Genomic DNA, 7,613 nt, shown 5'->3' on the forward strand with positions numbered 1-7,613 from the left:
CTAAACGGCGAACTTAATGGCAAGAGCCATGATGAGTTACACCACTTCCTGGGACACGATCCTTGAGCCTCCTCACTCAGTTTCACCCAACCCGGCAACTTAGTGATCTTCATAAATATTTTTTTATCCACCTTCCAATCCGCAATCGCAACCAACACCTCTCGCATAGCCGGATCATCGAGGCTGTGCGCCTGGCCAATAGCAATGTCCATCGCCGTAACCCAGCGTTGGTTCTCCGGGCTGCGCAGAACGGCCGAGTGGTAGCTGTTAGGGTCCATTTCGTCCGGATCTGCGGGCATTCGGGCCTTGATTTCATTAGGCGTCTCTTCGCGGAAAATGACGTAATGATCCTGGGTCTTCAGCATTGCATTACCCGATACCGGTCTTTGACGAATCCCTGCAGTTTGATCGCCGGGCTCTTTGCCGATGTTCCACTGGGCACGTTCTTCTTCCAGGTCGATTCGGGTAGGGTTGGTACGCACCTTGAACCATTTGAACTTGGCCTTCGGATTGCCCAGCGCGGAGCGGATGCTGACGTCATCGGGGCCGTCCATACCTGCCTGGGTGGGGGTGCCGGTTACCGCCTCACCGCCGAACATCTGAGGCGCGTGGGGTGGGTTCAAGGATTCGGCATTGATCAGGCGTTCTTCACCTTTTGCTATAGGCGCTTGCGAGGCCACAGCGGCCTTTGACCAGCCGCCTGGGTATCGGGGCTCTCCCTCCGCCCGCAGCACTGTTTGTTGTACGGCTTCGCCGACTAGTACCGGCTCGCCGTTGCGATGACGCTTGGTCCACATGCGCTGGTAAAAGCGCAAGGACTGCAACGCCGCCATCGCCGGTTTGCCGTCAGCCAAGGCATTGGGTACCCCATAGGTACCGATGCCATGAACGTCGTCCAGGGCGACCGTGGTGTCGTCCGGGCAGAAGTACAGGTACACCTTGCCGCGGTTGTCACGTTCGGGGAAAACGGTCAGGTTACCCACCTTGTCCTTGCGCGAGCCCTGCGTGGGTGACCACTTGGGGCCCGTGCGACCGCCGTAGGTCTTGCTGTCCCTGAGCGCGGACAGCGGCGGCTGGGCATGGGGTGCCTGGGTGACTGCGGTGGCAATGTTGATCAATGTCGCGAGTGTGTCGTGGCCTTTGGGTGTGGCCTTTGGCAGCACACTGTAAGGCGTGTCCACCATGATGACGGTGTCGGCACAGCGTTGGCCCTTGTCGATCAGCATCGCTTGAGCAAGCAGGGTAATCAAGGTGCCTTGACTGTGGCCCATGATGGTGATGGTTTCATCAGGCGATACACGGCGGATCTCACTGACCAACATGGCCAAACGCGTTGCTGCGAACACAAAGTAACGCCGGTGTGGCCCTTTTCCCATGTACTGGGTGTTGGATAGCGTGACTTGTGCGAGATGCCGGATAGCCTTGGCAAAGCCTTGGCTGTACATCTCCAGCAGGTTGTTGGTGGCATTGGCGAAGAACCCGCCGCCCTTGGCGAAGTGCCGGTCCAGGCGGTTTTCGAACACGTCCTGATATTGGTCGCGCAGTTTGGTCGGGTCGTTATTTTTATCGCGCTTTATCTCGCCAGGCTCGGCGCGATAGCCCCAATAAAAAGGGATCATCAGGCTGCGGGTTTTGGGGTCGTCCGCGTCTCGCTGATAAAGGAACGTGTCTGGATCGTCGAGTGTGGCTTTGTGATCTTCACCAAGCTCCTGAATCGGGATTTTTTTTGCAGTATTGTAGTCAGCCCCATACCGCCCCGCCTTAAGATCAGGCCGATCCAAACGCTCATTCACCCCCTGGCACAACCCCGTCTCCACCGACTCGTACGAAGCCCCCGGGTCATTCACGCCGTGCAAGAAGATCACCACCCCTGGCAGGTCGGCAGGCACCTCCATTTTGCGTTCGGTACTGAAATTGGGTACCAGCCGGGTGACGCTTTCAGCCACAGCATATTGATCGCCACTCATTGGCTGCCTCCTTTGCTGCCGGTGCTGCGCAGGGCAGCCACTTGTGCCTGGTGCATCGCTTCGCGCTCGACGTGTTCGGTGAGCCCGCTGGCGTCGGTCATGCCTTGCACGGTGCTACCGTCTTCGAGTTTGATCTGGTAGGCGTGGTCAACGGCCATTCGCACGCTGTCGTCGGCGTGCCCCGGGTAGTGGAAAGCCAGGCGTTGCGCCGCCGGGTCGCGGGTGAATGCTGGCAACGGGGCGCTGTCGGTGTTGGGGCCGACCCAGTCATGCTCGCTGGCATGGACGATCACCTTGCCTTGGCTGCCGATTTCAACGCCGCCGCCGATCTTGATATAGCTGCCATCATCGGCCACCAGGCGGATGGTTGGCGCGGTGATGACCGCCTCGCCTTCGGCGGCCGACAGGTGCAGGTTCTTTTGTGCGTTGACGGTGATGTCGTCTTCCTGGGCCTGGACCAGCACTTTGCCGCGGTTGGCAATGGCACTGATGCCCTCATCCTGGGCAAAGGCACTGATGCCCTTGCCGGCTTGCAGGCGCATGGCGGCGCCGCTGGTCAACTGCAGGTGGTCCTGGGCGGTGGTGTCGTGGTTAGCACCGGCATAGTGGGTTTGCGAGCGCGGTGTGGCACTGCTGATACCCGCCTCAGCTGCAACGGCCATGACTGGCTTGCCCGGGCTGTCGCTGTCGGGCGCTGGCCACTGTTTCAGCGCCTGGCTCAAGGCGTCGATGCCCTCGCTGTTTACCGCTGCCCCGCCTCGCGCGGCGGCGTTTGCCCGAGGCTTTTGAACAGCTCCCCGCACTCGGCCAGCAGCGTGAGCAGTTCTTCGCGGTCCAGCTGTGCCCCTGTGGCGTCCCGGCGGGCATAGGTGGTCAGCAACATGCCTTGGGCGGCGCGCAGCGCAATCGCGGCGTCGGTGCGCAATTCGGCACCGTTGCCACGGGCCTTGGCCTGGCCGTCAGTACGTGGCTCGGTGAGTTTGCCCAGATTGAGCGCTGTGGCCTGGTGCGTGGTGCCGACGCGGGCACGCAAGGCGCCCGGTGTGTCGTCGAACAACAGCTCGTTGAAACCGCGGCCCTTGTGCTCTTGGGTCTGTATGCCGGAAAGCGCGCGGTTGCCTGGCAGGCCCGAGGCTTTGCTGAAGCGCGGCGGTGTCTGCTCGGCGTTGTACAGCACCGAGGTGACCACGGGGCGGTCGATATCGCCTGCCAGGAAGGTGACCAGCACTTCCTGGCCGATACGTGGCAAGAACTGATGGCCGAAGCCACTACCAGCACTGGGCATCGCCACACGCACCCAGGTGCTGCCCTGCGGCAGGCTGTCGCCGCGCTGCCAGTGGAACCGGACCTGAATCCGCGCCAGCTCGTCGGTGAAGACTTCTTCGCCCGCCGGCCCGACCACGATCGCACTGAGCGGCCCGTTGACGGTGGGGCGCGGCACGGTGATCGGGTGGCGGTAAGGGATGCTTTGGCGAATGCAGACAAACTGGTTGTCGTAACCTGCAGGCTCATCCGAAAAATAGTTGTTGCGCCCCCGGTGCTCGACCGACACCAGCAGGAACTGGCGAGCTTCTGCCGCACCGTCCTCATGGTCGAAGTGCTGGGTCAGTTCGAAGGTGTAGCCCGCACGCATGGCCCGGCAGTTGCTGGTGCCGGTGAAGGTCTTGGCCTGGGCTTCGATGACCTCCAGGTGGCGGCGGACCAGCGCCTCGCCCTCGTCAGGCAGGCGATGACTGTAGGCACCGAGAAAATCGTACACCTCGTAGGGCGCGACATCCCCCTGCTCATTGAGGCTGCCCATGTGGATGGGCAGCGGATTTCTTGGCTGCTTGTAATCGAACGTCTGGATGGCCATCTTGCCCGATTGCAATACCCGGTGGCTGCGCCATTGGGTGATCGAGTCACTGGTTTCGGTGACAAAGGCGCTGTGGTAGCGGATTTGCGGTTGTTCGGGCAACGCCTGCAGAGCCTGGGATTCATCCATGATGATCAGGCTGTGCCCGTCCGTGCCGTGATCGAAGTAGAAGAACAGGCCGTCCTGCTGCAGCAAGCGCAACACGAAATCCAGGTCGGTTTCGCGATACTGGGTTATGTAACTGTGGGATTTGAGCGGCTTCAGCAGGCGGAACTCGAATGTGCCCAGCCCGCCGTAATGCTCGAAAACTGTGCGGATGACCGCTTCAATGGTCTGCTCTTGAAAGATCCGCGAATCAACGCGTCGCGTCAGCATCCACAGCCAGGGGCTCAGTGTCGCGCTGTAACGCGCCAGGCCACCGTCGCTGCCCAGCAGGTTGAACCGGGTGATGTGACCATGGATGTGGCGTACGCCGCCGTCGGCCAGCTCGATGTCCAGACAGGCAGGTTGGCCGATCAATGATTTGAGTTCGAGCCTGGCATCCTGGCTGATCAACGACAGCTCGAAGCTGAACAGCGTGGATAACCCTTCACTGCCGCTGAAATGCTCCAGCAACAACGCCTGGTCATCTCGGATGGGAGTGGTGAGTTTGATCAGCCGGCGGTTCTGTGGTGCAAAGATCTTCGTCAATTCCATCAACGATATTACTCCCTGTTAAAACTAGCCGCGGAAAGTATCACAGGGCCCGGGAGGATCAACCCCATGGGGGCAAGTCAGAATTTGACAAACTGTGACGGTCGTCCCATTGACAGAACTTTTCGCTTTCCGCCGACAGCTTCACCGACTTGGGTGGTGGGTGTTGAATGCTGCTACCCGGCAAGACGGAATGTGACGACACAGGCCAGGCAATCCGCGTGTGGCTGCCGTTCTACCTAGACGTTTGCGCTGGGTCACCGATGACGGTGCACAAGAGGGCATCTGCGTCCATACCCCATGTATTGGATGCCTTGGGCAGGGAGATCAGGGTAAACAAAGAGGTGATCGAAATGGCAAGAAAACGGGCGGGTGCCAGGTTCGGTGACGCGCAACGCCCTAGTGACAAGGTGCGCAAGCATGTCCATAGCTGACAATCTTTCCTTGCTGAAGCGCTTTTATCGCAGCGAGGAAGGGCACAGCCACCCGGGGTTCGGGCTGGGTGGGGCTAAGCTGGTGTTACATTGCCCGTTGGCGGGGTTGCCTGGGTAAAAAGCGGGTGCTGCTGTGCAGCCCATCGCCGGCGAGCCGGCTCCTACCACGACCGCAAAACCTTCAAGCCTGCGCAATACCAGTACTCAATCTACGAAGACCGGCAGGGTCAGCTAGAGTTTTGATATGTTCAAGCACCGTGAGATAACGATCATGCTAAAACAAGAAGCAGACGACGTGATTGAGCGTATCAGGGACGATCTGAAAAGGCATGGTGTGCTGATCGGCTACGATCCAGAGTTTACCACTGCCGATTTCGGTTGCGACCTGGACCACCACGTCGCTCAGGTCAGAGAGGATCCGGCAAACCGCGTCGTGTGTATCGTGATCCATGACGAAGGCTTGTGGGCACAGCTCAGGCAGGGGTCCGTTTATCGCTGCGTCGTCAGTGAATGTAAAGGGAAGCTGTTCGGCATGCCGATTACCATTGACCCTCAAACGGATGCGTCGTACACCATTCAGTACAAGCCCTGAAGTGTCTGCAGGGTAGTCTGCCAGCCAGGGTCACCCTCTGCCTGCCAGGTAGAACACCCCTCCGGCGAGCGTCGTTAAGACGATGCCGTCGAATACATCGCCAAAAGCGGCTTTATCCGAGAGCCATGCGTCGATCTGCGCGGCCAGAAAGCAGACCGCGATGAATAAAACGGCGCCCGCGATGCGCCAATGCCGCCGCACCTATGCGACAATACGCTCAATGTCTGGTCTCAACCCCACATTTATCGCCCAACAGCTCGGGCATGGCGTGCAGATGCTCTTATCGACTTATGCGCGCTGGATTAACTCGTCCAACGACTGGCAGGAGCGGGAAACGCTCCAGATTGGTCCAAAATTGGTCCGCAGCTGCGAAGAAGCCACGTAAGTTATTGATAGGTAAGCTCCTTGATCTCCACCGCTAACATCACCATGCAGTTCGGCTCCAAGCCCCTGTTCGAAAACGTCTCGGTCAAATTCAACAACGGCAACCGCTATGGCCTGATCGGCGCCAACGGTTGTGGCAAGTCGACCTTCATGAAGATCCTCGGCGGCGACCTGGAGCCTTCCGGTGGTCAGGTCATGCTCGAGCCGAACACCCGCCTGGGCAAGCTGCGTCAGGACCAGTTCGCCTACGAGGAATTCACCGTTATCGACACGGTGATCATGGGCCACGCCCAGCTGTGGAAGGTCAAGGCCGAGCGTGACCGTATCTACTCGCTGCCGGAAATGACCGAAGAAGACGGCATGGCCGTCGCCGAGCTGGAAACCGAATTCGCCGAAATGGACGGCTACACCGCCGAATCGCGCGCCGGTGAACTGCTGCTGGGCCTGGGTATTCCGCTGGAACAGCACTTTGGCCCGATGAGTGAAGTGGCCCCGGGCTGGAAACTGCGCGTACTGCTGGCCCAGGCGCTGTTCTCCGACCCGGACGTGCTGCTGCTCGACGAACCGACCAACCACCTGGACATCAACACCATCCGCTGGCTGGAAACGATTCTGACGGCGCGTAACAGCACCATGATCATCATTTCCCACGACCGGCACTTCCTGAACAGCGTGTGCACTCACATGGCTGACCTGGACTACGGTGAGCTGCGCCTGTTCCCGGGCAACTACGACGAGTACATGACCGCGGCCACCCAGTCGCGCGAGCAGTTGCTGTCGGACAACGCCAAGAAAAAAGCCCAGATCGCTGAACTGCAGACCTTTGTCAGCCGCTTCTCGGCCAACGCCTCCAAAGCCAAGCAGGCAACCTCGCGTGCCAAGCAGATCGACAAGATCCAGCTGGCCGAGGTCAAGCCTTCGAGCCGGGTCAGCCCGTTCATCCGTTTCGAGCAGACCAAGAAGCTGCACCGCCAGGCTGTCGTCGTGGAAAAAATGGCCAAGGCCTTCGACGACAAGGTGCTGTTCAAGAATTTCGACATCACTGTCGAAGCCGGCGAGCGCGTAGCGATCATCGGCCCCAACGGTATCGGCAAAACCACCCTGCTGCGCACCCTGGTCGGCGAGATGACGCCGGATGCAGGCTCGGTGAAGTGGACCGACAGCGCCGAAGTGGGCTACTACGCTCAGGACCATGCGCACGATTTCGAAGACGACATGACCCTGTTCGACTGGATGGGCCAGTGGACCTCTGGTGAGCAGATCATCCGCGGCACCCTGGGGCGCATGCTGTTCTCCAACGACGAGATCCTCAAGTCGGTCAAGGTGATTTCCGGTGGTGAACAGGGCCGCATGCTGTTCGGCAAGCTGATCCTGCAGAAGCCGAACGTGCTGGTAATGGACGAACCGACCAACCACCTGGACATGGAGTCGATCGAGGCGCTGAACCTGGCGCTGGAAAACTACCCGGGCACTTTGCTGTTCGTCAGCCATGACCGCGAATTCGTGTCGTCGTTGGCGACCCGCATCATCGAACTGTCGCCGGACGGTGTGGTGGACTTCAGCGGCACCTATGACGACTACCTGCGCAGCCAGGGTGTGCTGGTCTGAAGTCGCTAGCCGGCCTGGCCCTTTGAGGTGACCAGGCCGGCCCCTTTATATGGCGACCACGCTCCACAGGTACTACGCAG

General features: G+C 59.9%; 3 protein-coding genes and 2 pseudogenes. 3 read left to right on the plus strand and 2 right to left on the minus strand.

What is annotated here, in order from left to right:
- Together BLX42_RS02845 and BLX42_RS02850 are read right to left on the minus strand one after the other, a co-directional pair.
- On the minus strand, positions 1 to 1,967 hold a 1,967-nt coding region (locus BLX42_RS02845), incomplete at its 3' end, for a DUF3274 domain-containing protein (protein WP_256671912.1).
- Positions 1,964 to 4,518 (minus strand): annotated as a pseudogene (locus BLX42_RS02850) (type VI secretion system Vgr family protein). The gene BLX42_RS02845 and the pseudogene BLX42_RS02850, both read right to left, overlap by 4 nt.
- 675 nt (positions 4,519 to 5,193) lie before the next feature.
- On the opposite strand from BLX42_RS02850, the gene BLX42_RS02855 reads away from it, so the two are divergent.
- The 3 genes and pseudogenes from BLX42_RS02855 to BLX42_RS02865 all read left to right on the plus strand — a co-directional run bounded on the left by BLX42_RS02855 (position 5,194) and on the right by BLX42_RS02865 (position 7,533).
- Positions 5,194 to 5,541, plus strand: coding sequence for a hypothetical protein (locus tag BLX42_RS02855; RefSeq protein ID WP_256345887.1), 348 nt, complete (start codon positions 5,194 to 5,196; stop codon positions 5,539 to 5,541).
- A 190-nt stretch (positions 5,542 to 5,731) separates the two neighbouring features.
- Positions 5,732 to 5,926: pseudogene (locus BLX42_RS02860) on the plus strand (site-specific integrase); the annotation flags it as partial.
- 20 nt (positions 5,927 to 5,946) lie between these two features.
- A complete protein-coding gene (locus tag BLX42_RS02865; RefSeq protein ID WP_115274716.1) occupies positions 5,947 to 7,533 on the plus strand; it encodes an ABC-F family ATPase in 1,587 nt (528 codons plus the stop codon).
- Positions 7,534 to 7,613 lie beyond the last annotated feature (80 nt).

The sequence above is a fragment of the Pseudomonas sp. SG-MS2 genome (genome assembly GCF_009933855.1).
GTDB lineage: Bacteria > Pseudomonadota > Gammaproteobacteria > Pseudomonadales > Pseudomonadaceae > Aquipseudomonas > Aquipseudomonas putida_E.